This window comes from Vibrio sp. 1557, assembly GCF_033340175.1.
Classification (GTDB): Bacteria; Pseudomonadota; Gammaproteobacteria; order Enterobacterales; family Vibrionaceae; genus Vibrio; species Vibrio alginolyticus.
This window is the reverse complement of sequence record NZ_JAWOVZ010000139.1, coordinates 1-1,373: the sequence shown is the minus strand read 5'-3', so window position 1 is coordinate 1,373 and position 1,373 is coordinate 1. Positions and strand designations below refer to the sequence as shown.

At 47.5% G+C, this 1,373-nt stretch carries 1 protein-coding gene; it reads right to left on the bottom strand.

What is annotated here, in order from left to right; genetic code table 11:
• Positions 1-23 precede the first annotated feature (23 nt).
• A partial coding sequence (locus tag R7070_RS25305) for a GGDEF domain-containing protein (RefSeq protein ID WP_318141403.1) occupies positions 24-1,373 on the bottom strand: 1,350 nt, incomplete at its 5' end.

Here is a 1,373-nt window from a genome sequence, read left to right as displayed (position 1 = left end):
TCAGGAAGTACGTAAAAACAGACTCACGCTACAATTTGATCTTTTTGAGGGTCTTTTAACTCATATCGCTTCACGCAATTTCTCCCACTGCTTTTCGCCTGATAGAGCGCCTTGTCGGACAACTGATACAAGTGGTCGAAATTGAAGTCTTTGCCTTTGGGGTTGTAGCAGGAGGACCCCACCGAAACCGTCAGCAATTCACCTTCAGGGTTATGTTGATGCTTGATGCCTTCATCTTCAATGCATTGACGAATGCATTCCGCTCTCAACCGAACCTCTTCTTGGTTCGAGCCGATCATCAATAACACAAACTCTTCCCCCCCAATACGACAAAAGACCTCGTCTTCATCTTTGGTATGGTGTTCAAGAATGTTCCCAATGCGCATCAGTGCAATGTCACCTTCAAGATGACCATAGTGATTGTTAAACAAACCAAAATGGTCAATATCAATCAGAATCAGACCGAATGACATCGCCTCTTCGCAATCCAATGCGCAGTATTTTTGCATCACATGTTCCAGCATACGGCGATTGCCAAGGCGCGTAAGTGGATCGAGCTTAGATAGCACTTCGAGCTGGCGATTCGCCTCTTCTAGCTCTTTGGTTCGATTCTGCACTTCTAACTCAAGGTTTTCATTTAACTCTCGAATCGCCTCTTGAGCTTGAGTGCGTTGCAGCACCTCGGCCAAACTGGAAGAGAACATACGAATCACTTCGCGCAGTTGAGAGGTTAACGGCGCACGAGTGAGCAAGTTATCGACGGCAATAAAAGCGATGGGGCCACTGCTGTTTGAGGTGAGAACCGTCATTGCCGCCCAACCAAAACCGACAATATTACAGTCGTGGTAAATGGGAACGGATTCTTCGAATGCGACTTCACTCGGTACGGCGCGAGCTAAATTGATCAGAGAAAAGTTTTGCGTCTCACCAAAGAAATAGGACTCATCGACGACATTCCCTTGAATGTCCGTGCCCCAAGTGCCCTGCATGTATGAGCAGTTTTCATCGGTCAAAAATACCGCCATACGATCAATACCGAGGTTTTTAATCGCGAAAGTTACTGCCGATTTACACACATCACTAACGGTTGTACAGCGTGATAGCTCAACCATGCTTGAGTGCAACATGCGCACATTTTGCTCTTGGCGCTTACGGATATAAATTTGCGAGAAAAGAGAACCAAACGAGTCCAACATCTGTTTTTGATACGCCGTTATCGGCTTGCGATGAATGAAGTTATCGAGCGCAAACCAACCGAAGCGCTCATTGCCGTCGCGCAGGGTTACCATCGCGTGCCATCCCTGTTTATCCTGCGCAAACCAACCGAGGGGCTCATTGCCGTCGCGCAGGATTAACATCGCGTTCCATCCCTG